This window comes from Pseudomonas yamanorum (assembly GCF_013386765.1).
GTDB classification, from domain to species: domain Bacteria; phylum Pseudomonadota; class Gammaproteobacteria; order Pseudomonadales; family Pseudomonadaceae; genus Aquipseudomonas; species Aquipseudomonas yamanorum_A.
In genome coordinates, this window is the sequence record NZ_JACARE010000025.1 from 61,152 (window position 1) to 84,766 (window position 23,615).

Genomic DNA, 23,615 nt, shown 5'->3' on the forward strand with positions numbered 1-23,615 from the left:
CGCGGAGTAGTTTCAGATATTCAATCATTGCTCAATCCTTGAGATGAAAGTGACGGGGCAATTATCAGCGCTTGAATAATGATTAACAGATACAGAACCTGGGCTAAAACCAGTGCAGATGAGCACGCGCCAAGGGTCGGGATCGTCCAGACACGACAACGCCGCGCTGGGATTCAGGGCGGCGTCAGGGGGAAGCGGGTGATTTACCGGGCTCAAGGCCTTGAATCCCGGGTCAAACAGTCGGCAGGTTAAATCCTGTCAAATGGCGCATTTACCCCATGCGCCCGGGGGCAGGAAGACTCGCTTGAGAATATTCCCACAGATCAAACAGCTTCTACCTGCAAGGCAACCCGCTCACGGCATGGACATTCGTCCATGTAACGGTGCGCTTCGACGAACTGGCTGAACGGAAATACCGTGGTTTTCAGCGGTACCAGTACCTTGTCGGCCGTCAGTTGGTTGATGTCACGCAGGGCACGCTGCAAGGCCACCTGGTCCTGGATGATGCCCAGTTCCGGTTTGCCGGTGAAGTTACCGATGCAGTGCACAAAGAACTGAATGTTCTTCTGGAAGGCTGCGCAGGCCGGGAATGGCGTCTGGTTACCACCTTGCAGGCCATACAGCACCAGGCTGCCACGGGGCGCCAACACATCACCCAGCAACGACATCTGCGGGCCACCCAAGCCATCGAACACCACGTCCACGCCGCGGTTGTCGGTGAACTTGTTGACTTGCATCAGCAGGTCCTGTTCTTCGGTGACGATAACCTTCTCCGCCCCCAGGGACAGCAGGTATTCACGCTCGTCGCTGGTCTTGGTTGCAGCAATCACCCGCACACCCAGGGCTTTGCCCAGTTGCACGAACGAGGGGCCGGCGCAGTGGCTGGCGTCCGTCACCAGGGCGAATTGCCCGGGTTTGACTCGTGCCAGGTCCATGTACGCAAAGTAGGCAATCAGCAGCGGCGTGTAGTGCACGCTGGCTTCGATCGGGCTCAGGACATCCGGGTACCGGGTCAGGGCCGAGCGCGGCAGGACGATCTGTTCGCCGTACACCGGGTAATCATTCGGGCTCTCGGCCGGGAAACTGGCGACCTTGTCACCTACATTCAGGTCGTCAACGCCTTCGCCAACGGCCACAACCACGCCGGCCATTTCATGACCCAGGCCTGATGGCAGGCGGGCATGGGACGACGCCAGGTTCTGGCGCCACAGAATGTCGTACCAGCTGATGCCAATCGCCTCGACGCGCACCTGCACTTCGCCCGGTGCGGGCTTAGCGGCTGCATGCTCTTCGCATTTGAGCACCTCGGCCGGACCAAACTTGTGAAAACGGATCGTGCGGGACATCGCAAACCTCGTCAAAGTAACCTCTATTGCCATGAACTCTATCTGGGCTTTCGGAGCAAGACCACCGGTCGCCGTTAATAGTCGACATGCCTGTCATTGATTCCGCACATACGGAAAACGTACCAAGCCATGTAGGAAAACTGAATTAGCCGGTGCAGAGTACCAGCCTTTCCCCGTAAGATTCATGCCGGTCATTGTTCTTATATGACCGCTCCCGTCAAGTTTACTGACGCCGCCTGGGACACAAGATGAACCGTAACGACCTGCGTCGTGTCGACCTCAACCTGTTGATCGTATTCGAAACCTTGATGCATGAGCGCAGTGTGACCCGCGCTGCCGAGAAATTGTTCCTGGGCCAGCCGGCCATCAGCGCCGCGTTGTCGCGCCTGCGGGGCCTGTTCGACGACCCGTTGTTTGTGCGTACCGGGCGCAGCATGGAGCCATCGGCCCGTGCGGTAGAAATCTTCGCCCTGCTCTCCCCGGCCCTGGACTCGATCTCCACGGCCGTCAGCCGCGCGTCCGAGTTCGACCCGGCCACCAGCACCGCCGTATTCCGCATCGGCCTGTCGGACGACGTCGAATTCGCCCTGCTGCCCCTGCTGCTCAAACGCCTGCGGGCCGAAGCTCCCGGCATCGTGCTGGTGGTGCGTCGCGTCAACTACATCCTGATGCCGGGCCTGCTGGCCTCCGGCGAAATCTCGATTGGCGTGAGCTACACCACCGACTTGCCGGCCAACGCCAAGCGCAAGGTACTGCGCCGCAGCAAGCCGATGCTGCTGCGGGCCGACAGCATGCCCGGCTCCATGAGCCTGGACGACTTCTGTGCTCGGCCCCATGCCCTGGTGTCGTTCGCCGGGGATTTGAGCGGGTTTCTGGATGAAGAACTGGAGAAACTGGGCCGCAAGCGCCATGTGGTGCTGGCAGTGCCGCAGTTCAACGGGTTGGGCACGTTGCTGGCGGGTACCGATATTGTCGCGACCGTGCCGGACTATGCCGCAGAAGCGCTGACCTCTGCAGGTGGTTTGCGGGCCGAGGAGCCGCCACTGCCGGTGCGCACGTTTGAGTTGCACATGGCGTGGCGTGGGTCACAGGACAATGATCCGGGGGAGCGTTGGTTAAGGTCGCGGATTCAGATGTTTTTTGGGGATCCTGACAGTCTTTAGGGGGGCGTCTGGCAGACTGTTCGGCTGATCATTTCTGCCTTTCCACAAACCACGGAGCTCCATTCACTTCCAGTGGATTGCTACGTTGGGGGCACATTTGAGGGCATGCTTTGGATGGTTTGAAAAGGATGCCCCCAGCCTTGGGCCAAGTGGGCTATTGATGAGGATGGATACACTAAGGGAGATGTGGATCCTCGCCCCTACCCATATCAATGACCGAGCCCTAGTGAACGCACCACCCACCACGCTGAACAAATGCGTGCAAATGTAAAAAATTATGATGGCATAATGCCTTGGCAACCGGCAAAATCCACACGTTCCCAACGGACTTGAAGGACCGGTTCCGATGACATGGCCAGTCACGCTGAAACTCGACAGCGCAGCCTACCCGCTCAGCGTGGTGCAACGCGCCGCTTACTCCCTGGCCGACACTGTCGCGATCCAGGTCGGTATTGAAGCCAATCAGATAAGCCTCACGGCCCGCCCCGCTGAAGTTAGGCTAACGCTTTCCCCGGAGCAGGCTCACTCGCTGATCCTCCAGCATCTGAACGACTTCGCCCTCCGCGACCATATCAACCGCGAAACTACAGGGTTGCGCGAAGTACTGGCTCGAGCCGCGCTCGCTGGATGTGGGATTTCGCAGTGACACTAATTGCGACAGATTCCAAGCACTACCGCTTGCTGCCTTTTCGATTCATGCGCATGAACACGGGACATGACCGTGACATCCTGCTCACCTCCGATACCGGTGAGTACATGCACGTGAACGACGCTCAATTACGAGCCCTCAGTTACTTCGAAGTTCAAGCAAGTACGCCTTTTTACAAGGACCTGCTGGCCCGCCACTTCATCTATGAACCAGGCCGCCACGACCCGTTCCCGGAAATGGCCGCGCAGTATCGCAGCCGCAAGGACTTCCTCTTCCAGGGCCCTGCACTGCACTTGTTCGTGGTTACATTGCGCTGCAACCACACCTGCCAGTACTGCCAGGTGTCGCGGGCCCCTCTGGGAGGATCCGGCCACGACCTGTCGGAAACGGATGCACAGGCGGCGGTCGATCGCCTATTCGAATCGAACGCTCCCGCCCTGACTGTGGAGTTTCAGGGTGGCGAGCCGCTTCTGGCCTTCGAGCGCGTCCGCCAGATTGTCGAATGGGTCGTCGAACGGAACGTGGTCGAACAACGGGATATCCAGTTCGTCATCACCACCACACTGCACCACCTGACGGAGGAAATACTCGACTTCGCAGAAGAATATCGCATCCAGTTTTCGACCTCGCTCGATGGGCCGGCGCCCTTGCACAATGCCAACCGCCCTACCCCGTCACGAGACTCCTACGAGCGCACTGTAAAAGGCATCCAGTGGGTCCGTGAACGCTTTGGCCATGATGCAGTTTCCGCGCTGACCACGCTGACTTCAAGAAGCCTCGAACAGCCTGAAGCGATCATCGATGAGTATGTAAGCCAGGGCTTCTCCAGCATCTCGCTTCGACCTCTGAGCCCTTATGGGTTTGCCACCAAGAGTGCCCATCGACTTGATTACCCTATTGAGCGATACCTAGCCTTCTACAAGAAGGCACTGGCCTATTTGCTGCATATCAACCAACAGGGCGTATACCTCTCAGAGAGTTATACGAGCCTGTTGCTGAAGAATATCCTGACACCCTTCTCCTCCGGCTATGTAGACCTCCGCTCCCCTGCTGGCGCTGGCACTGCGGCGCTGGTTTACAACTATGACGGTTACGTCTATCCAGCGGACGAAGCCCGAATGTTGCTGGAGATGGGTGAAGAAGGCTTTAGGCTCGGCACCGTACACCAACCCTTGTCTGAATTACTCGCATCGCCCGTTATGAATGCGTTGCTCGCCAGTGGTGTAGCAGAGGCGCTGCCGGGCTGCTCCGACTGCGCACTTGTCCCGTACTGTGGTGCCGACCCTATCGAACACTATGCCCGCCAAGCCGACCCGATCGGACACCGAGTGTTCAGCAGCTTCTGCAAAAAGAACATGGGGCTGCTGAAACATCTTTTCGGCCTGCTTTGCGATGGCGACGACAACGTCCAAAGGGTGCTGCTGTCTTGGTTGAACAGGCGCTCTTACAACGATGTTCGATTTCCGGGTTACAGGGGCTGATGGCGATGCTACGCAAAGATACCCACTTCGAAATCCATCATCTTAATGAGCCGAAACTGCTCAAGGTCATCACTCTGGATGAGTTCATCGAACAAGGCTTGGCTGTTTGTGCCGGAAACGCTGACTTCGGTGATCTGCTACTTTGGCTACCAAACCAAGAAAGGCTAAGAAGCCCGAACTTGCTTTCATTGCCAGTGGGTGGATTCCTGACCCCAGAGCCATTGATTGGCGACTTCGATAGCGCGCAGCTACACCTGCACACACCCAAAGATGCGGATGTCGTGCAGCCCGGCGATGTCATTGCCATCACACCCGGCAACGCTTTGGTGCGAGTGCTCTATCGACGAGGCTCGGACAGCAACCTGCTGTTTATGACCGATCGTTGCAATAGCCTCTGTCTAATGTGCTCGCAGCCGCCCAAAGATATTGATGACCGTTGGCATATCGAGGAGAACCTACGGCTAATCGACCTGATGGACCAGGGCGAGGAAAATGTGGGAATCAGCGGCGGAGAACCAACGCTTTATCGCGATGGCCTGCTCGAAATTCTGGCCAAGTGCAAAGCCGTTTTGCCGCAGAAATCCATTCATGTGCTCAGTAACGGGCGTCTGTTCCAAGCCCCGAGCTGGATCGCTGCGCTTTCTTCCATCGGTCACCCTCAGTTGAGCTGGGGCATCCCGCTGTATGCCGACAATGCCGAAGACCATGACCATGTGGTGCAGGCTCCCGGCGCGTTTAGCGAAACCCTGCAAGGCCTTTACAACCTGGCGCGCGCCAACCAGATCATCGAGATACGCGTGGTGCTCAATCGCCTGACCGCGCCACGCTTGCCAGAGCTCGCCCACTACGTGTTCAGGAACCTGTCCTTCGTGCGGCATGTTGCGCTGATGGGTATCGAAAGCACCGGCCTGGCCAGGAAAAACTACGAAGATCTGTGGATTGACCCGCTGGACTATCAGGAGTCGTTGAGCCAGGCCGTGTATTTCCTGTTCAACCGCGGAGTGCCGGTTTCGATCTACAACCTGCCCCTGTGCCTGATCCCGGCCCACCTCTCGCGTTTCGCCCGGCAGAGCATCTCGGACTGGAAGAACCTGTTCATCGATACCTGCCAGCATTGCGCAGCCGTCAAACATTGCTCCGGCTTCTTCAAATCCCACACCGACCGCTGGCAGAGCCGCGGCGTACGACAACTATCGACAGAGGCCTTTAGCGCCTACGCAAGGAGTGCACAGTGAAATTGCTTGACCGCTGGAAAGTCCTGATCAGTGGGATCACCCTGCTGCCGATGGCAGGTACCACCCTGGCACAGGCAGGCAATATGTCGCTCGCCGATGCGAACTGGCAGCCTTCCGACAAGCTGCAACCCCCGGTATTTGCCGATACGCTCAATGTGCCAGACGCCGTGAACATCTATGCGGCACATCGCTCGCACAGTTCACATAGCTCCCACAGCTCGCACAGTTCTCACTACAGCGGCTCGGGTGGCTATAGCGCACCTCGCTACTACAGCCCACCCGCTACCAGCACCCGAAGCTACAGCGCGCCGAGTGCTTCGAGCAGCACCCCAAGCAGCAACAGCCTTTATCAGTCGTCTGGCACTACCAGCGGGACAAGTTCGAGCACGCCTAAGAGCCGCGCGACCAATGAGCAGAAAAGCAACCTGGTCACCCGTGTGCAGACCGCGCTGATGGTGCGCCAGTATTACCAAGGCACCATTGATGGGGTGATGGGCAAGACGACACGTGGTGCGTTGATGGCCTTTCAGATGGACAGTGGGCTGACCGTGAATGGCCGGATGGATACTCCATCGCTGAATGCGTTGGGTATCAAGATTCCATAAGTCGCCTCAGGTTAAAGCTAGCGTCCGTTCAGCAACGAAGGAATTTATCCCATGCAGCACATAATTCAAGTCGACAACACTCTCTGGGCATTGATCAGCCGCCTGCAGGGCAAGGAGCTGCAAACACCGTCGCGTAGCGCCCGTTTCCGTATTACGACCGTTGATGCAAATCGCGTTATGATTGAGACCGGATCGGAAGACTCGCAGTTGGCGCTGACTCGAGCAGCTTTCCAGCAAACGTTGGACTACCTCGCCGGAAACAATCATTTCGGCCAAGCACAAGCGGTGGAAATCAGCTCTAACCATACGTACGAAAAAGCCGGCCCACTTTGCCAGGCTGCTCGTTACCGAGCAGAAGGCAAGCCGGGGCGTACCAACATCACCTACATTCTGCCGATTCTGGAACAATGCCATGCAGTCGGAATCCGTTCAACCACCCCAAACAGCACTTGGTTACTGCCCTGAGCCAGGTTATATGCCTCCTTTAAGGCCTAAACTTGGTCGACCTAAGATAACAGCCGTAGTTGGTTAACAAGCTATGTAAACTGAATCGCCCCTGGTTTCGTAGACACCTCTTTGCCTTAAACTGAGGCCAATTAGGAGGTGTCATGAGCAACCCGCGTTACCCCGAAGAATTCAAAACCCAAGCGGTCAATCAAGTGACTGAAAAGAAGCTGCCTGTCGCTGATGTAGCGGCACGTCTTGGCGTGTCGACGCATAGCCTCTATGCCTGGATAAAGCGCTACAGCAAACCTCAAGAGGAGCGGCAGCAGGACGATGATCAGCACGCTGAACTGCGTCGTCTGCGAGCGGAACTCAAGCGGGTCACTGAAGAGCGAGACATCTTAAAAAGGCCGCCGCGTACTTTGCCAAGGAGTGCGGCTGAAGTACGCCTTTATCAAGCAGCGAGCAGGCGACTATTCCATACGACGGCTTTGCCTGACGCTGAAAGTCCACCCCAGTGGTTATTACGCTTGGTTGTCTGAGCCGCAATCTGCACGCGCTAAAGACGACCAGCGATTGCTGGGTTTGATCAAGCATTCATGGCTGGAGAGCGGCGGAGTTTATGGCTAGCGCAAAATTCATGACGATCTGCGCGAGGTCGGTGAAGATTGTGGTCGGCATCGTGTGGCGAGGCTGATGCGTCTTGAGGGTCTGCGCTCTCAGACAGGGTATCGACGACGCCCTGGAAAGTACGGCGGTAAGCCAGCGGTTGCCTCACCCAATTTGCTGAAGCGCCAGTTCGATGTCGTAGAACCCAATAAGGTTTGGGTCACCGACATCACCTACATTCGTACTTATGAGGGCTGGCTGTATTTGGCTGTGGTCCTGGATCTGTTTTCTCGTCAGGTCGTTGGCTGGTCAATGAAGTCGCAAATGACCAGTGATTTGGCCATTGATGCGTTATTGATGGCGGTTTGGAGGCGTAAACCGAAACAGGAGGTGATGGTTCACTCCGACCAAGGCAGCCAGTACAGCAGCACCGATTGGCGCAGCTTTTTGAAGGCGAACAATTTAGTTGCCAGCATGAGTCGCCGAGGCAACTGTCATGACAACGCCGTGGCCGAGAGCTTTTTCCAGCTTCTAAAGCGGGAACGAATCAAGCGGAAAATCTACACCACGCGGGAAGATGCTCGTAGTGATGTGTTCGATTACATCGAGATGTTCTACAACGCAAAACGCCGGCATGGTTTCAACAATCAGCTGTCACCGATAGAGTTTGAAAAGCGTTACGCAATGAGCTTGAAAGGTGTCTAGAAAATCCGGGGCGATTCAAGATGTGTCAAATGGAAGGACGATTTTCACTTGGGAAGAGGACGGGTATTCAGGACAATAGCCTCACGCCGCTTCGCGATACGCCCGATGTATGCCATGTTGTGCAAAATTGGTGATGGTCAGCCCTATGACACTGCAACAGCTCAACTACTTTCTCGCCGCTATCGAGCACGGTACGTTTTCCAAGGCCGCCGAGAGCCTGCACATTTCCCAACCCTCACTCTCCGAGCAGATCCTGCGGCTGGAGGAGCACTTGGGCACCCATGTGTTTATCCGCACCAACCGCCGGTTGATGTTGACCGAGGCCGGCAGGCGTCTGCAGCCGTTTGCGCAGGGCATGGTGACCTCGGCCCGCCAGGGGTATGAGGCCGTGCAGGCCGTGCGGGAATTGTCTGGCGGGGTGGCCAGCTTCGGCACCTTTGGCACCGCGCATCACTATTTTCTCACCGACTTGATCGAAGAATTCCGCACGCTGCACCCGGACATGCGCATCAAGATTGTCGGCTACAACTCGTCGGAGATCGCCGAGCTGGTCAGCCAGGGCGAGATTGAAGCCGGCCTGGTGATGCTGCCGATCAAGCAGCAGAACCTGACGGTCAGCGAGCCGGTGTGGTCGGCCCAGGTGGGGTATATCAGCGCCGACCCGGAACGGCTCAAAGGCCCCAAGACCATCAATGACCTGGCCGTGGCGCCGCTGATTCTCACCGAAGCACGCTGGCGCTCGGCCGACCCGATTCGCCGCCTGCTGGCGCAACTGGCGGCCAAGGGCGGCGAAGTGCTCGACCCGATCATCGAGGTCGAGCACCAGATCACCGGTTTCGAGCTGGCCGCGCGCGGGCTCGGTGATGTGATTGCAACGCGGCCGATCCTGCACCACCTGGGCTTCAACGACCGCCTCGGCTGGGTGCCGATCACCCCGGCGATCTTCGAGGTGTTTGGCTTCATTCACCGCCACGACACGCCCATCTCGCCGCCGACCCGCGTGCTGCTCAACCTGATGCGCACGCACCTGAGCCGTATCCAGAACCGCTACGCACACCTGGAGTCGTTCTAGCTATAGGCGATCCCTATAGGACGCACATGACTTGCCCCATTCATCCGCTCAGCCCTTGACCGGATACTCATTCCACGGACGCCAACAATAGGCGCTTCCAACGTTCGAGTAATGGGGAGTCATAATGTCCAATCAACCACGCTACTGCATCATCGGTGCCGGCGCCGCAGGCCTCGCCGCCTTGAAGACCATGACCGACGCGGGCTTTCAGGTGGACTGTTTTGAAAAGTCCGCACAGATCGGCGGCCACTGGAACACCGACTACGATGCCTTGCACCTGATCACGCCCAAAAGCAGCTCGTTTTTCGACGGTTTCCCCATGCCCGCCGACTACCCGGTGTACCCGAGCCGCGACCAGATCAAGACCTACATGAACGCCTACACCGACCAGTTCGGCCTGCGTGAAAAAATCACCTTCAACACTGCGGTCAGCGCCATCAAGCCTTTGGGCGACAACGGTGAAGCCGGTTGGGACGTGACCCTGGCCGACGGCACCACCAAGCGCTACGCCGGCGTGCTGGTCGCCAACGGGCATTTGTGGGACTGCAAGGTGCCGGAAGTCGGCAAGCGGTTTACCGGAATTTCGATTCACTCCGGCGAATACCGCAACGTGCAGCAGATCAAAGGCAAGGTGCTGGTGGTGGGCTTCGGCAACTCCGGCTGCGACCTCGCCGTGGATGCTGCACAGGCGCGCCTGGACACCACCATCGCGATCCGCCGTGGCCAGTTGTTCCAACCCAAGACCGTGTTCGGCCTGCCCCGTGGCGAGTTGCCGTTGCTCGGCCAACTGGCGCCGGAACAACAGAACATGATCATGAACATGCTGATCATGGCCAGCGTCGGCACCCACAAGAATTACCCTGGCCTGCCAGCCCCGGAAACCTATGACCTGGACGCGCAGCCACCGGTGGTCAACACCCTGTTGCTGTACTGGATTCAGCACGGTCGCATCAAGGTCGCGCCAGGCATCGACACCATTGAAGGCAAGACCGTGACCTTCACCGATGGCAGCCAGGCCGACTACGACACCATCCTCTGGGCCACCGGCTTCAACACGCGTTTGCCGTTCCTCGATGAGAGCCTGCTGCAATGGCGTGACGGCGCCCCGCTGCGCACCGCCGCGATGACCCTGCCGACTAACCTTGAAGGGCTGTTCTACATCGGCCTGGGCGCGCCACGTGGCCCGCAATGGCCGGTGTATTGCGAGCAGACCAAGCTGGTGATGCGCTTCCTCAAGCTGCGCGCCTCAGGCATGAAAGGCCTCGCCGCCAAGTTCGCCCAGCTGCAAACCGCCGACTCGCGCATCGACATCGTCAAACGTGAATGGCTGGCCAACTACCAGGAAACCCAGAACCAACTGGACGTCCTCGAATTGGCCCTGCCCGCTCCTGCCCCACAACCTCAACTCGCCTGATCGGATACCCACTATGAACAATGCACCGAACGCCAGCGTCATCATCACGGGCACTTCCTCAGGCATGGGCCAGGCCGTCGCACAACGCTTCCAGGATGAAGGCTGGCATGTGGTCGCCGTCGATGTGACCCCCAGCAAACAAGCCGCCAGCGCACTGTTTTCCCCGGTAGTCGGCGACATCACTCGCGAAGACACCCTGACCGATGCCATTGACGCCGCCCTCGACAGCAAGGCGCCCTTGCGGGCCGTGATCAACGCCGCCGGGATCTTCCCTACCTCGTCCCTGGACAGCTTCAACGAAGCGCTGTACCGCAAGATTTTCGACATCAACGTGCTCGGTTCGCTGAACATTGCGCGCATCGGCAGCCGTCACCTTAAAGCCGCGGGCGGCGGCGCCATCGTGTTTTTTGCGTCGGTGGATGCCTTTACCGTGTCCAAAAACCAACTGCTGTATAGCGCCTCCAAGGCGGCCGTGGTGGCGATGACGCGCTCGCTGGCCATTGAGTTGGCCGACGACAACATCGTGGTCAACGCCCTGGCCCCGGGCTGGGTCGACACCGAAGGCACCCGCGCCGGTGGCCGTATCGAAGCCGCTGTCGCTTCCATCCCGCTCAAGCGTGCCGCCAAAGTTGAAGAAATCGCCGACTGGGTCTGGCAACTGAGCGCCAAGCCAGGTTATGTAACCGGTGAATCGCTGTGCATCGCCGGTGGTGTGTTTATGCGCTGACCCGCTGCCTTGCAGGCCCCACGCGCCAGACGTGGGCCTGACTCCCTATTGACTGCTGCCTCACTACAATTATTCCAGAGGGCAATATCATGGGCGAAGTTTACGCTTCCTCGTCTCACCCCGATTTTTCAGCCGCGCGTGCGCCGGCCCAACCCGCTCCCAAGCGCCTGACCAAAGCCGTGGTCGGTGTGACACTGGGTAATATGGTCGAATGGTTCGACTTTGCGCTGTACTCCTCCCTGGCGGGCATCATTGGCAAAACCTTTTTCCACGACGACAACCCCACCACGCAGTTGCTGGCGATCTACGCCACCTTCGCCGCCGGCTTCCTGATTCGCCCCCTGGGCAGCCTGGTGTTCGGCCCGATTGGCGATAAATACGGGCGCCGCACGGCACTGTCGCTGAGCATTAGCCTGATGGCCATCGCCACGTTTGCGATTGCGCTTATCCCCAGCCATGACAGCATCGGCATCTTCGCGCCGATCCTGCTGATTTTGATGCGCCTGCTCCAAGGCCTGTCTACCGGTGGCGAATACGGCGGTTCCTGCACCTTCATCGCCGAACACGCGCCAGATAAACGCCGTGGTTTTTTCACCAGTTGGCTGGAGTTCGGCAATATCTCCGGCTTCCTGCTCGGCGGTGCAGTGGTCAGTCTCTTTACCCTGGGTTTGGGTGACGAGGTGATGCAGGCTTGGGGCTGGCGCGTGCCGTTTGCGATTGGCGGCCTGCTCGGCCTGATCGCGCTGTACCTGCGCCTGGGCCTGGAAGAAACGCCGGTGTTCAAGGAGATCCAGGCCAGCGAAAAACTCAACAAAGCCAACACGCCCAAGCAAAGCCTATTCAGCCTGTTGGTCAATGAGTGGCCGAAAATCCTGCAGTGCATGGGCCTGGTCACCGTGTTCAACGTGACCTACTACATCATCCTCGGCTACATCCCCGGCTACCTGGAAAACGTGCTGGGCTACAGCAAGTCGTTTGCCATGTCCCTGGGCATGACCGCGACGCTGTTCATGCTCGTTCTGATCCCCGTGTCCGGCCTGCTCGCCGACCGCCTCGGGCGCAATCGGATGATCATCAGCGGTTGTGTGTTGCTCATCGTGATGGCGTTTCCCTGCTTCATGCTGCTGCACACCGGCAACGCTGCATTCCTGCTCGCGGCGCTGCTGATTCTCACGCTGTCGCAGTTGTTCTTCGAAGGCGCGATGCCGGCGACCATGACGTCATTGTTCTCCGCACGGGTGCGCTTCAGCGCCCTGGCCCTGAGCTACAACGTCGCGGTGTCGCTGTTCGGCGGCACTGCACCCTTGATCAATACCTGGCTGATTTCCACCACCGGCAACCAGATGATCCCCGCCTGGTACCTGATTGCGGGTGCTGTGGTCGGCCTGGTGTCGATCCTGTTCGTCAAAGATTCCACCGGCAAACCCCTCCCAAAATGAGAGCTACCATGACCAGCAAAACCGCAACTCGCCAGAACATTTCCTCCGGCGGCCAGTATGAATCCGTATTCGGTTACTCCCGCGCCGTGCGAGTGGGCAACCACCTGCATATCTCCGGCACGTGCGCGTCGCCGGACTACGAGCACAGCAATGCCTACGAGCAAACCCAGGCCATCCTGGTGACCGTGAACAAGGTGTTGGCCGAAGCCGGCATGAGCGCCGAGGACGTAGTGCGCACCGTGGTTTACCTGCGCGACATCAACGATGCAACGCCGGTGGCGAAGGCCCACAGCGAAGTGTTCGACAGCATCCGCCCGGCCAGCAGCCTGATCCAGGTGGACTCGATGCTGCGCCCTTGGCAGAAAGTCGAGATTGAAACCTACGCGATCGTCGCCGACTGAACCGAGCTCACGCTCATAGAGTGTAAGAAACACCTGTGGGAGGGGGCTTGCTCCCGATAGCGNNNCGCTATCGGGAGCAAGCCCCCTCGCACATTTTTTATGCGTGGCGTTTCTGGCGAAACAGCTTGGGCGAGATGCCTGCGTGGCGTTTGAAAAACCGTGTGAAATACGCTGGGTCATCAAAGCCCAGTTCATCGGCCACCTGGCTGATGGTCAGGGTGGTGTAGATCAGCAGACGTCGGGCTTCGAGCATCAAGCGCTCATGCAGGATGTGCAATGCATTGCTGCCAGTCAGGCGCTGGCAAACCTGGTTCAGGTAAGTGCCGGTAATGCCCAACTCATTGGCCAGGGCTTCGATACCCAAGTGTTGTTTGAAGCACTGCTCGACGCGCTTCTGAAAACGCTGCAAGTGGTGATGGCCCTTGCTCTCACACGCTCGCTGCGGCGTATCACCGACGCCGACCAGGCGCGCAATCTGCACCGCCAACACTTGGGTCAAGCCCTGCAGAGCAGCATCCCGCCCCACACCCGGCTCGCTGTATTCGGCGTGCAACAGGCTGAACAAGCTGTCGAGTAAGGCCGCCTGGGGTTGCCCTGCGAGAGGGTGATGGCGGCCGCGCTCGAAGGGTTCGCCAGGCGGTGTGAGTTCATCAAGGAAGGTTTTGTGCACCGCCACCGAGTAGCCATCCGCACCCGGTTCCAGGTCAAAACCATGGATGGCCATCACCGGCACCACGATCAATGCCGGCCCGTTCAACGCATGCCGCGCCGCTTCCAATTGCAGCACCAGTGCGCCACTGCGCAAGTACACAAAGTGCACCAGGTCGGCGTGGCGATGGTTGGGGATATGCCAATCCAGGCGCCCGCTGCGCTCGCTGATCAACTCGCTGTGCAACGGCTCGGGCGTGGCCCACGGCAATATCTCGCCGTACAGCTTGAAGGTCGGTACCGTGCGCTGCAAGGCATCGGGCAGCGCCCTCATACCAAACCCAACGCCTTGCGCGCCTGGGCGATGGACGCAGCATCGATACCGGCGAACAGGTTTGCCGCGCTCTTCACCACGCCGGTGCAGTGAGCAATGCCCACCATGGCTTCCAAGTACTTGAGGGCCACGGTCGAAGAATCCACAACCGGCACGTTGGTCCCCGTGACCTGGCAATAGCCGATGCGACGCAGCAAGGGGCCGTAGTAGGCGCAGCCCACCAGGATCACATCGGCGCCCTCGGCGATGCACTGCTGCGCCACCGCTTCTAGCCGGGGAATAAACGTTGCGTCGGGCGAATGGGTCGCTTCCAGCAGCAGGTCAGCCGTGGAGTACGGCTTGATCGTGCGCACTGGCTGGCGAATGCAGCGATCGGTCAGGCCGTAGCCAACAATGTCGCGCTCGATGGCTGCTGCGGTTTTATCCGAGACGGTGATCACCGCAAAACGCTGGCCCATGGCGAGCGCTGCCAGCATCGACTGCTCGCCCACCGAGGCCACCGGGATATCGAGCATTTCACGCGCTTCCCATAACGGGTCATTCCAGCAACCGAGGAATACACCGTCGTAACCGTTAGCCTGGGCCTGGATCGCCGCTTCCACCATCAACACCGAATTCAGGTGCTCGGCGTATAGCGAGCGGGTAAAGCCGCCGCTGTTGTCGAGAAAACGGAAGTCCAGTTGCACACCCTGGGCCACAGCGCTGCCAACGGTTTCATGGATGGTGTTCCACAACGGTTCAAGGGCCGCGTTACGGCCCGTGGGGTGAATCCAGCAGAGTTTCATCGCGCGTCATCCTGTGGGCGAAAAAAAACCGGCGAACCGAGTCGCCGGCAACGAGGAAACAGCTTCAGGGCATCGGTTTACCGGTGCGGTCTTCGGTCATCAGGATAGCGACCAATCCCACCACAGCGGCGCCGATCAGGTAGTACGCGGGGATCATGGTGTTGCCGGTCTGGCCAATCAACCAAGTGTTGACCAACGGCGCGGTACCACCGAACAACGACACCGACAGGTTGTAGCTCAAGGCCAGGGCACTGAAGCGCACCGGCGCCTTGAACAGCGACACCAGGGTGGCGCCCATCGCCCCTTCAAACAGGAGCTGGGCAACCAGCAGGCCGAGCACCGCGACATACACCAGCACCACGTTGTGGGTCTGCAGCATGGTGAACGCCGGGATCGAGAACACGATCAGCAGGATGCAACCCAGAGCGATCAGGCGCTTGCGCCCTACCCGATCCGCCAGCAACCCGGAGAACGGCACCAGCAGCAACATGCTCAGGGTCCCGACCATGCCCAGCACGCTGCCGAAGCTGGCGGAGTAGCCCAGCTCGTTGGTCAGGTAGCCCGGGATGTAGCCCAGCACCACGTAGTAGCAAACGTTATAGATCGCCACCAGGCCCATGCTCTTGACCAGGTTGGGCCATTCTTCCACCAGCATCGACATCAGGCTGCGCTTGTTGGCCACCTGCTTGCGTTCGTTCTCTTGCAGCTCCTTGAAAATGGGTGTTTCTTCCAGGTTCAGGCGCAGGTACAAGGCGATCATGCCCAGCAAGCCGCCGATCACAAACGGCACACGCCAGCCCCAGGCCCGCATGGTTTCTTCGCCCAGGGCGAGCATCAACGCACTGACCACCACACCGCCAAGCAGGAAGCCGGACAAGATGCCGACCTCCAGCCAACTGGTGAGGAAACTGCGGCTCTTGTCCGGGGCATGTTCGGCAATAAAAATCACCGAGCCGCCGTACTCGCCGCCGGTGGACAGCCCCTGCAACATGCGCATCGCCACCAACAATATGGGCGCCGCGATGCCAATGCTTTCATAGGAGGGGATGAGGGCAATGCAGAAGGTTGCCACCGCCATGAGCGCGATGCTGAGGGTGAGCGCCGCGCGGCGCCCATAGCGGTCGCCGATGGGGCCGAACACTAGGCTGCCCAATGGCCGCATCAGGAAGCCGGCGGCAAAGGTGGCATAGATCGCAATCAATTGCGTGGTGCGGCTTTCGCTGTGAAAGAAGATGTCGCCGATCAATACCGCCATCGACGAATACAGCGCGAAGTCGAACCACTCCACCATATTGCCCAGCGTCACGCCGAGCACGGCTTTATTCAAGGGCTTGCTGTTGGACTTGCTCTGTTGCGCATGGGGGTCACTACCCGCCTGCCCTTCGATCAGGCCGGGGGCTGCTGTCGATGTACCGTTCATGGTGCACGCCTCTGAAATTATTGTAGTTCGTGGCAGAGTGGTGGACGGGTCAATCACTCAAGGAGCGGCACGGCAGGATCGAGTCTTGGCTGCGATCTTCTGCAATGTGGCCGGCCCATGGGTACAGAGTGATCAGGAGCCCGTGGCGCATTGTTGCGCCCTTTTTGCGGGGGAATGAACGGGGCGAATCCAGTGGACTGTATAGGCAAGCCCTATACCTGACGATGCAGTCAAGCGGCGCTGTAACGACCGCGCAACAGCGTCTATTCCGTGGGCGTTCTGCCGCGAAGTGTGGGCTGCAGTTATCCAGCCGCAGTTAGGAAAAGTGCAATTTTGCGCAGGTTTCTGCCCTTATCTTCGCCGGCTGACTCATGAAGACTACAGGCGTCCTTTTCGGGTTTTTTCGCGATCAACCTCAGGAGATTCAACAATGACAACGCCCTCCTCCACCCACACCGATTGGCTTGGCATTGCCGGCAAGGTCTGTGTCGTCAACGGTGCCGCCAGTGGTATCGGCGCCTCGATCGCCAGTGCACTGGCAGAAAGCGGCGCCCATGTGGTGCTGCTCGATCGCAACCTGCAGGGCTGTGAAGCGTTGCAACACACGTTGAACGCTTACTCTGGCCGTACGTTGAGCATCGCCTGCGATATCGCCGATGAATTCCAGGTCAAGGCTGCAGCCGAACGTGTCGCCCAAGAGTTTGGTGGGTGTGATGCGCTGGTCAACGCTGCGGGCATCCTGCGTGCGGCCAACCTGGCCGATATCGAACTGGCCGACTGGAATACCCTGCTGTCGGTCAACCTCAATGGCTACCTGCTCTGCGCCCGGGAGTTCGGGCGCCAGATGCGTGAGGCCGGTGCCGGCAGCATCGTGCATATCAGCTCGATCTCAGCGCAAATTCCCCAGCCCTACAGCGGTGCGTACTCGCCGAGCAAGGCCGCCGTGGAGGCGCTCTCCAAGCAGCTCGCAGTTGAATGGGGGCCGTACGGCATTCGCAGTAATTGCGTTGCGCCGGGGATGATTCGTACAGCGCTTACGGCTGCGTATTACGACCACCCAGGCATCACCGAAGCACGCGAAGCCTTTACGGCGACGCAACGCATCGGCACGCCCGAAGACATCGCCAACGCCGTGCTGTTTTTGCTCAGTGAGCGCTCGTCCTACATCAGCGGCACCGAGGTCGATGTGAATGGCGGGCTGTCCTGCATGTTGATGGGCAAGATCCCACGGCCAGGGTTTGCGGCGACCGCTAAATAACTCTGGCTCACGTAGGAAACCGGCCCGTTGCAGGCCGGTTTTTTTATTCGACGGCTTTGACCATGTCTTCGATGACCTTCTTGGCGTCACCAAAGACCATCATGGTCTTGTCCAGGTAGAACAGCTCGTTATCCAGCCCGGCATAACCACTGGCCATCGAGCGCTTGTTGACGATGATGGTCTTGGCCTTGAACGCTTCGAGGATCGGCATGCCGGCAATCGGCGAATTTGGATCGTTCTTGGCGGCCGGGTTGACCACGTCGTTCGCGCCGAGCACCAGGACTACGTCGGCCTGGCCGAACTCCGAGTTGATGTCTTCCATCTCGAACACCTGGTCGTAAGGCACTTCCGCCTCGGCCAGTAGGACGTTCATATGGCCAGGCATACGGCCCGCCACCGGGTGGATCGCGTACTTCACGGTCACGCCGCGATGGGTCAGCTTCTCTGTCAGCTCTTTCAGTGCGTGTTGTGCGCGTGCCACCGCCAAGCCGTAGCCCGGGACGATAATCACGGTGTCGGCGTTGGTCAGCAGGAAGGTTGCATCATCAGCCGAACCGGATTTGACCGGGCGCGCTTCTTTAGAGCCTGCAGCAGCACCGGCATCCGGCGCATTACCGAAACCGCCGAGCAGTACATTAAAGAAGGAGCGGTTCATCGCCTTGCACATGATGTACGACAGGATCGCGCCGCTGGAGCCTACGAGCGAACCGGCGATGATCAGCATCGAGTTGTTCAGCGAGAAGCCGATACCCGCCGCTGCCCAGCCGGAATAGCTGTTGAGCATCGAGACGACTACCGGCATGTCGGCGCCGCCAATCGGGATGATGATCAGCACGCCCAGCACGAAGGCCAGGGCCAGCATCACGGCGAAGGCCGTGAGGTTGCCGGTGAGCATGAACGCCAGACCCAGGCCCAGCGTCAGCAGCCCAAGCACCAGGTTCAGCTTGTGCTGCCCACCGAACTGTACCGGTGCGCCCTGGAACAGGCGGAACTTGTACTTGCCCGACAGCTTGCCGAACGCGATCACCGAACCGGAGAAGGTGATGGCACCGATGGCGGCACCAAGGAACAGTTCCAGGCGGTTGCCCGCAGGGATCGCGTCGCCCAGGTGTTTGACGATACCGAGGGACTGCGGCTCGACCACTGCAGCGATGGCGATAAACACCGCAGCCAGGCCGATCATGCTGTGCATGAACGCTACCAGCTCGGGCATCTTGGTCATTTCCACGCGCTTGGCCATGATCGAACCGGCGGTGCCGCCGACCAGCAGGCCGACGATCACGTAGCCGATGCCGGCAGTCGCCAGCTCAGCACCAAGCTTATAGATGAGGCCCACGGTGGTAAGCACCGCCAGCGCCATGCCGAGCATGCCGAACAGGTTGCCGCGTCGCGACGTGGTGGGGTGCGAAAGGCCTTTGAGGGCCTGGATAAAGCAGATCGACGCGATCAGGTAGAGCGTCGTGACCAGATTCATGCTCATTACTTCGGCGCCTCTTCTTTTACTTTCGGGGCTTTCTTCTTGAACATCTCCAGCATCCTGCGCGTCACCAGGAAACCGCCAAACACGTTGACCGCCGCCAGGGCCACGGCCAGCGTGCCCATGGTCTTGCCCAGTGGCGTCACGGTGAGTGCCGCAGCGAGCATGGCGCCGACGATCACAATCGCCGAAATCGCGTTGGTCACCGCCATCAATGGGGTGTGCAGCGCGGGTGTAACGTTCCAGACCACGTGGTAACCGACATAGATCGCCAGCACAAAGATGATCAGGTTGTAGATACCGGGGGAGATAAGCTCTTCCATCGTCTGAATCCCTGCTTAGGCGTTTTTGCGGATGACTTGGCCGTCGCGGCACATCAGGCACGCGGCGACGATGTCGTCTTCGAGGTTGAGTTCAAACTGCCCTTCCTTGTTGAAGACCAGCTTCAGGAAGTCCAGCAGGTTGCGTGCGTACAAGGCCGACGCGTCGGCGGCGACGGCGCCGGCGAGGTTGGTCGGGCCGCAGATGATCACGCCGTTTTCCACGATGGTTTCATCGGCCACGGTCAGCGGGCAGTTGCCACCTTGGGCTGCAGCGAGGTCGATGACCACCGAGCCGGGCTTCATCTGCGCGACGGTTTCGGCGCTGAGCAGGGTCGGTGCCTTGCGGCCCGGGATCAGCGCGGTGGTGATCACGATGTCGGCCTGCTTGGCGCGTTCGTGCACGGCCAGGGCCTGGCGCTGCATCCAGCTGGTAGGCATGGGGCGCGCGTAGCCGCCAACACCGACGGCGCATTCGCGTTCTTCGTCGGTCTCGTAGGGCACGTCGACGAACTTGGCGCCGAGGGATTCGATCTGCTCTTTTACTGCCGGGCGCACGTCAGACGCTTCGATCACGGCACCCAGACGTTTCGCCGTTGCGATGGCCTGCAGGCCAGCAACGCCGGCGCCGAGAATCAACACACGCGCAGCCTTAACGGTACCGGCAGCGGTCATCAGCATCGGCATGAAACGTGGGTAGTGATGGGCGGCGAGCAGCACGGCTTTGTAACCGGCAATGTTGGCCTGGGACGACAGCACGTCGAGGCTCTGGGCCCGCGAGGTGCGCGGCGCGGCTTCGAGTGCAAAGGCGGTGATGCCCTGCCCGGCCAGCTTGGCAATGGTTTCGTTGCTGAACGGATTGAGCATGCCCACCAACACGGTGCCGCTATTGATCAGCGACAACTCGCTGTCGCTGGGCGCCACCACCTTGAGAATCAGCTCGGCGCCAAACGCATCGCTGGCGCTGCCAATGGTTGCGCCTGCCGCTTCATAGGCACTGTCGACAACGCTGGCCTTGATGCCAGCGCCGCTTTGAACAGTGACCTTGTGGCCCTGGCCGATCAGCTTCTTGATGGTTTCCGGGGTGGCAGCCACCCGCGTTTCACCGGTACTTGTTTCGAGCGGTATTGCGATGTGCACTTTCTTATTCTCCTGCCCCATGACTATCAGCAGGGGATTATCCACGGCGCTATCGGCCGGATGAAGACTGCTTATACGGTGCCAACCATAGGCGATGGCTATGGTCAGTGCAGCGGGTTTCACCCGCGCGCACTGCGCATACCGGTTTCACTCCAATAACGGTTCATCACGCTGGCCAGGAAGCCGCCAATAACACCCAGTGACAATGCCACGGCCAGATCCAGCAACGTCGAGAGCGAGGGCGGCAGGTGTGATGCGAAATAGCAGACAGTCCCCAGGAAGTAGCCCAGCACGTTATTGAACACGGGCACCCACTTCAGCGCTAACACCAACAAGGTGACCCCCAGCGCAACCGGGATAACCGTCAACGCGCCCAGGCTGGACGCCATGAGTTCACTCGCCAAACCGGCCGTGACACCTATGCTCAGCCCTCCCAGGACGCAGCCCCAATTAACCACCCCCTCGCGCGCAGAAGGCCCACGGGTAAAAAACGTGATCCAGCCGATAAACATCGCCCACACCGGTACATGAATCAGCAGTGCACAGAGCGTAGCGATGAGACAGGCCAACACCGACTCACCCACGATCGCCTTGATGGGATTGATCGATACACAGAGGCGCATAACCCTCACTTCTCGCTAACGTAAAAAAAGCCCATTGGGCTGAAAAAGCACGACGGCCATGTGCATGGATGCGCCAGGCACATGGCCGTCAGCAAGCTGATCGCGATCAGACCGATGAACGCACTAAGGCCTCATCAGAAAATCTGAATCGGATAATCCACAAACACACGCAGCTCGTTGCCACTGCTGTTGTAATCGGAGGACTTGTTGGAAACGCGCAGGATCGAACTTCGCAGTTTTACACTCAGGTTTTTTGCCGGCCCACTTTGCACCACATATTTGAACTGGTTAAAAATTTCGCGCTCGCTACCTTCCGAAGTCGTGGCCGTCGAAATATTATCGCCCCGCACATACGCGACATTGTAGGTAAGACCTGGAACACCCAGCGCAGCAAAATCAAACCCATAACCCAACTGCCAGCTGCGCTCGTCCTTGGCGTTGAAATCCGACCAGAAGGAATTGGCCAGCGCGACCGTGTTACCCCCATCCCCAACGCCGCCACCGCTCTGATAGCGGCCATAGGGATAACCGAGGTTACTGTCACCCGTGCTGCGTTGATGGGCGACGGTGAACGCGTGTGGACCGGTTGCGAACGTGGCGGCCAGGCTCCAGATCTTGTTGTCGTCACCCTCGGCACCGCTTTGGCTTGCATAGGCGTCGTCCAGTTTGGTGCGGTAGCCATTGAAGTCGAAGGTCAGGGACTGGCCGGGGTTCAGCGCCAGCGCGTAATTGAGGTTGACGTATTGTTTCGTCAACACGTCTTCCACATCGGATGCATACAGCGCTACCTTGAATCGCTCGGTAAATTGGTAACTGCCGCCCACTACATTGATCGCCTTCAAATCACCGCTATCACGACCTTGTGCACTCTTGCGCGTTTCGGCGGTAAAGTGCCCGGCATTCAACTCCAGCCCCTGGACCTCCCTCGAAGTGATCAAGGTACCGGTATAGCTTTCCGGGAGCAGCCTTGAATTGTTGTAATTCAGCACCGGGAGGCTCGGCATCTGGTCGCCAACGGTGAACACCGTGCTGGAGAGACGGAATTTGATCGCCGCACCGCCCTTGGACAGGCTATCCGCCGCATCCCCGCTATCGCCCTGCTTGAAGAAGTCGATGCCACCCCCGCCACTGCGACCTTTACCGCCATCCAATCGAAGCGCATACAGACCAAACGCATCCACGCCCACTCCAACGACACCTTGGGTGAAACCGGACGAGAAGGTGCCGATGGCAGCCTGGCCCCATTCCGCCTTATCCGTCTCGCCATTTTTGTAGTCGCGGCTGATGTAGGCGTTACGCAGTAGCAGGTTGAGGCTGCTGTCTTCGACAAAGCCCTTTGCCGCCTCCTGATCCCCCGCCATCGCGTGGGCGGTAACTACCGCACCCACTGCAATCAGACAAACATGCTTTTTCAACATTTTATTTTCCTTATTATTAAGTTGACCACATTCAATTCATACGCCCACACACCACCACTCCACGGCACTTCTCCAACAAGCGGAAAGTTGCCACAAACCTGAATAACGGAAACAGGTGTACCTACTGGCTTACCCCTTCACGGGACAAGCCAACTTATGACGTTCAGTTAGTTAAACTTAGACGCTCTGCGCGCCATCTTCCTGCAGTGCACGAATATGCATATACACGGTATTCTTGGAGACACCCAAAACTTCAGCCACTGCCACCACGGCCCCTTTCAACTTGAAAACGCCTTGCTCTTCAAGAATAGCGATAAGCGTTTTGTTGTAGGCGTTCGGTGATGCCAACGTCATTTCAGCGACTTTCTTCTTGGCGGCCTCCAGCGCCGTCATGATCGTATCCTGGACATCCACCGCAAAGTTTTCGGAAACACCATTGCCGTTCGCGGTACCCATCTGCACGAAGTTGGCAAGTATGTCCTGCAACGGTGTATTCAAATGAAAGTTGATGCACAGCAATCCAATCGGCAGATTTTGGCTGCCGCGAATAATGATAGTGGTCGACTTCAACGGCTCGCCTTTTCGGGTTTTACCAAAATAGCTGATGCCTTCGACGCCCTCTTCATCATTGATTTTCCCCAGCATTCCCAGCGCCAAGTCGGTAATCGGCGCCCCCGCCGTTCGGCCTGTGTGGTGACCGTTTATGATCTTGATGACGGAAGCGTCGAGATTTTCCAAACTGTGCAGCACAAATTCATAGCCCCCCCCCAAGTACTCCGCGAGCCCGTCCAGCACTTTTGCGTGAGACTCCAGAATCACTCGGTCAGTGGCAGTCAACTTAACGGGACCCGCACCTGGTTTTGTTTTTTTATTGGTCGACATAACGTGGAAGCGGACCCCGC

The 23,615-nt window shown here is 58.8% G+C and carries 22 protein-coding genes and 1 pseudogene; 13 read left to right on the top strand and 10 right to left on the bottom strand.

Going from position 1 to position 23,615, the window contains the following annotated elements; all coding sequences use genetic code 11:
* Positions 1 to 323: 323 nt before the first annotated feature.
* A complete protein-coding gene (locus HX875_RS20925; RefSeq protein WP_177045265.1) occupies positions 324 to 1,346 on the bottom strand; it encodes a zinc-dependent alcohol dehydrogenase family protein in 1,023 nt (340 codons plus the stop codon).
* Between the two features lie 248 nt (positions 1,347 to 1,594).
* On the opposite strand from HX875_RS20925, the gene HX875_RS20930 reads away from it, so the two are divergent.
* The 12 genes and pseudogenes from HX875_RS20930 to HX875_RS20985 all read left to right on the top strand — a co-directional run bounded on the left by HX875_RS20930 (position 1,595) and on the right by HX875_RS20985 (position 13,290).
* The gene (locus HX875_RS20930) at positions 1,595 to 2,509 is read left to right on the top strand and encodes a LysR family transcriptional regulator (protein ID WP_003217142.1); all 915 of its coding nucleotides are present in this window, start codon (positions 1,595 to 1,597) and stop codon (positions 2,507 to 2,509) included.
* 346 nt (positions 2,510 to 2,855) lie between these two features.
* Complete coding sequence (hxsD, locus tag HX875_RS20935) at positions 2,856 to 3,155, top strand: His-Xaa-Ser system protein HxsD (RefSeq protein WP_122482579.1); 300 nt, start codon at positions 2,856 to 2,858, stop codon at positions 3,153 to 3,155.
* Positions 3,152 to 4,639 carry a His-Xaa-Ser system radical SAM maturase HxsB gene (gene hxsB, locus HX875_RS20940; RefSeq protein ID WP_177045267.1) on the top strand — a complete coding sequence of 496 codons (1,488 nt, stop codon included), beginning with the start codon at positions 3,152 to 3,154 and terminating at the stop codon, positions 4,637 to 4,639. The genes hxsD and hxsB overlap by 4 nt, the downstream gene beginning before the upstream one ends.
* Positions 4,639 to 5,874, top strand: coding sequence for a His-Xaa-Ser system radical SAM maturase HxsC (gene hxsC, locus HX875_RS20945; protein WP_177045269.1), 1,236 nt, complete (start codon positions 4,639 to 4,641; stop codon positions 5,872 to 5,874). The genes hxsB and hxsC overlap by 1 nt, the downstream gene beginning before the upstream one ends.
* Entirely contained in the window at positions 5,871 to 6,479 is a 609-nt protein-coding gene (hxsA, locus tag HX875_RS20950; protein ID WP_177045271.1) for a His-Xaa-Ser repeat protein HxsA, read from the top strand. Before hxsC ends, hxsA begins: the two co-directional genes overlap by 4 nt.
* 51 nt (positions 6,480 to 6,530) lie before the next feature.
* On the top strand, positions 6,531 to 6,944 hold the full coding sequence (locus HX875_RS20955) for a hypothetical protein (RefSeq protein ID WP_177045273.1): 414 nt from the start codon (positions 6,531 to 6,533) through the stop codon (positions 6,942 to 6,944).
* A 143-nt stretch (positions 6,945 to 7,087) separates the two neighbouring features.
* Positions 7,088 to 8,237, top strand: a pseudogene (locus HX875_RS20960) (IS3 family transposase).
* Between the two features lie 145 nt (positions 8,238 to 8,382).
* Positions 8,383 to 9,309: a LysR family transcriptional regulator gene (locus tag HX875_RS20965; protein WP_177045274.1), complete on the top strand. Its 927-nt coding sequence runs from the start codon at positions 8,383 to 8,385 to the stop codon at positions 9,307 to 9,309.
* 124 nt (positions 9,310 to 9,433) lie between these two features.
* Positions 9,434 to 10,723, top strand: coding sequence for a flavin-containing monooxygenase (locus HX875_RS20970; RefSeq protein WP_177045276.1), 1,290 nt, complete (start codon positions 9,434 to 9,436; stop codon positions 10,721 to 10,723).
* A 13-nt stretch (positions 10,724 to 10,736) separates the two neighbouring features.
* Entirely contained in the window at positions 10,737 to 11,450 is a 714-nt protein-coding gene (locus tag HX875_RS20975; RefSeq protein WP_177045278.1) for an SDR family NAD(P)-dependent oxidoreductase, read from the top strand.
* Between the two features lie 89 nt (positions 11,451 to 11,539).
* Positions 11,540 to 12,889 (top strand): MFS transporter, encoded by a 1,350-nt coding sequence (locus HX875_RS20980; RefSeq protein WP_177045281.1) that lies wholly within the window; start codon positions 11,540 to 11,542, stop codon positions 12,887 to 12,889.
* A gap of 8 nt (positions 12,890 to 12,897) precedes the next feature.
* Complete coding sequence (locus HX875_RS20985) at positions 12,898 to 13,290, top strand: Rid family hydrolase (protein WP_177045283.1); 393 nt, start codon at positions 12,898 to 12,900, stop codon at positions 13,288 to 13,290.
* Between the two features lie 97 nt (positions 13,291 to 13,387).
* Here the strand turns inward: HX875_RS20985 and HX875_RS20990 are convergent, their stop codons facing one another.
* The 3 genes from HX875_RS20990 to HX875_RS21000 form a co-directional block, all read right to left on the bottom strand.
* Complete coding sequence (locus HX875_RS20990) at positions 13,388 to 14,272, bottom strand: helix-turn-helix domain-containing protein (RefSeq protein WP_177045285.1); 885 nt, start codon at positions 14,270 to 14,272, stop codon at positions 13,388 to 13,390.
* Positions 14,269 to 15,057 (bottom strand): aspartate/glutamate racemase family protein, encoded by a 789-nt coding sequence (locus tag HX875_RS20995; protein WP_177045287.1) that lies wholly within the window; start codon positions 15,055 to 15,057, stop codon positions 14,269 to 14,271. The genes HX875_RS20990 and HX875_RS20995 overlap by 4 nt, the downstream gene beginning before the upstream one ends.
* A gap of 64 nt (positions 15,058 to 15,121) precedes the next feature.
* Positions 15,122 to 16,477, bottom strand: a complete 1,356-nt coding sequence (locus HX875_RS21000; RefSeq protein ID WP_177045289.1) for an MFS transporter — start codon at positions 16,475 to 16,477, stop codon at positions 15,122 to 15,124.
* Positions 16,478 to 16,907: 430 nt separating this feature from the next.
* Here HX875_RS21000 and HX875_RS21005 point away from each other — a divergent pair, with 430 nt between their 5' ends.
* On the top strand, positions 16,908 to 17,735 hold the full coding sequence (locus HX875_RS21005) for an SDR family NAD(P)-dependent oxidoreductase (RefSeq protein ID WP_177045291.1): 828 nt from the start codon (positions 16,908 to 16,910) through the stop codon (positions 17,733 to 17,735).
* Positions 17,736 to 17,778: 43 nt separating this feature from the next.
* Here HX875_RS21005 and HX875_RS21010 read toward each other — a convergent pair whose 3' ends face one another.
* From HX875_RS21010 to HX875_RS21035, 6 genes are all read right to left on the bottom strand, one after another.
* The gene (locus HX875_RS21010) at positions 17,779 to 19,215 is read right to left on the bottom strand and encodes an NAD(P)(+) transhydrogenase (Re/Si-specific) subunit beta (protein ID WP_177045293.1); all 1,437 of its coding nucleotides are present in this window, start codon (positions 19,213 to 19,215) and stop codon (positions 17,779 to 17,781) included.
* Complete coding sequence (locus HX875_RS21015; RefSeq protein ID WP_003187417.1) at positions 19,215 to 19,535, bottom strand: NAD(P) transhydrogenase subunit alpha; 321 nt, start codon at positions 19,533 to 19,535, stop codon at positions 19,215 to 19,217. The genes HX875_RS21010 and HX875_RS21015 overlap by 1 nt, the downstream gene beginning before the upstream one ends.
* Before the next feature lie 15 nt (positions 19,536 to 19,550).
* The gene (locus HX875_RS21020; protein WP_177045294.1) at positions 19,551 to 20,672 is read right to left on the bottom strand and encodes a Re/Si-specific NAD(P)(+) transhydrogenase subunit alpha; all 1,122 of its coding nucleotides are present in this window, start codon (positions 20,670 to 20,672) and stop codon (positions 19,551 to 19,553) included.
* A gap of 119 nt (positions 20,673 to 20,791) precedes the next feature.
* Positions 20,792 to 21,295 carry a DUF1097 domain-containing protein gene (locus HX875_RS21025; protein ID WP_218171981.1) on the bottom strand — a complete coding sequence of 168 codons (504 nt, stop codon included), beginning with the start codon at positions 21,293 to 21,295 and terminating at the stop codon, positions 20,792 to 20,794.
* 134 nt (positions 21,296 to 21,429) lie between these two features.
* Entirely contained in the window at positions 21,430 to 22,713 is a 1,284-nt protein-coding gene (locus HX875_RS21030) for an OprD family porin (RefSeq protein ID WP_177045297.1), read from the bottom strand.
* 177 nt (positions 22,714 to 22,890) lie between these two features.
* Complete coding sequence (locus HX875_RS21035) at positions 22,891 to 23,595, bottom strand: helix-turn-helix transcriptional regulator (RefSeq protein WP_177045299.1); 705 nt, start codon at positions 23,593 to 23,595, stop codon at positions 22,891 to 22,893.
* Positions 23,596 to 23,615 lie beyond the last annotated feature (20 nt).